This window comes from Vibrio sp. 10N.286.52.C3 (assembly GCF_041468865.1).
Classification (GTDB): Bacteria; Pseudomonadota; Gammaproteobacteria; order Enterobacterales; family Vibrionaceae; genus Vibrio; species Vibrio crassostreae_C.
Genome location: NZ_JBFRJM010000034.1, coordinates 43920 through 44946, shown reverse-complemented (window position 1 = coordinate 44946; position 1027 = coordinate 43920). Strand labels below are relative to the sequence as shown.

Here is a 1027-nt window from a genome sequence, read left to right as displayed (position 1 = left end):
CTCAAGATCAACAGTTCAGTATTGCAGAAGACGGTACTTTACAGTTCACAGACGCGGATCTGCTTACAGGCGCGACAGACGTTGAAGGTGATAACCTGACGGTTGAGGGCATCACTTATGAAGGCACTGATGGCGTATTGACTGACTTGGGTGAGGGATCATATAGCTTTGCTCCAAACGAAAACTTCAATGGTGATGTGAGCTTTAGCTTCGATGTGTCAGACGGTACCGATACCGTGTCTGCAAACATTGATGTTAGCGTGACTCCTGAGAACGATCCGCCTGTTGCGGGCTCAACGTCCTACACGGTGAATGAAGATAATTCGATTACCATTTCTGATGCACAACTATTGGCAACATCTTCAGATATTGAAGGTGATGTATCGATAGACAGCGTAACTTACTCTGGTAGTGACGGTGTCCTAGAAATCAATGGTAACGGCACTTACACCTTCTCGCCAAATGAGAACTTCAGCGGTGAAATTGCACTGGATGTGGTTGTTGCTGATGAAGATGGTGCGACCAACGCGACGACTGCGGGTATCAATGTTCTTGAAGTGAACGATCCGCCGGTTGCAGGCCCAACGTCTTACACCATTGATGAAGACTCAGTACTGACCTTCAGTGAGTCTCAAGTGTTGCTTAATGCCTCAGATGTAGAAGGGGATGTTGAGCTTGTTGGTATTAGCTACGATGGCCCTGAAGGTATCTTCTCAGTAAATGGTGATGGCACTTGTAGCTTCGCTCCAAATGAGAACTTTAATGGCCAAGTTCAGCTTGATGTCACCATTCGTGATGAAGATGGTGCAGAAGTGGAAACCGTCATCAATGTTGACGTATTACCAATCAATGATGCGCCAGTGTCTGGTGATTTGGCTTACAACGTTAACGAAGATGGTTCAATCACACTGAGCCAAGATCAGCTGTTGTCTCAAGCGTCCGATGTAGAAGGCGAAGATCTAACCGCAAGTGACTTAACAGTTGGTGGTGATGCGACGGTTGTAGCTAACGATGACGGCAGTTTCAC

At 46.7% G+C, this 1027-nt stretch carries 1 protein-coding gene; it reads left to right on the top strand.

Features of this window, described 5'->3' with window-relative positions:
• The coding region (locus AB4138_RS14320) for a cadherin-like domain-containing protein (RefSeq protein WP_372306517.1) at positions 1-1027 on the top strand (1027 nt) is incomplete at both ends.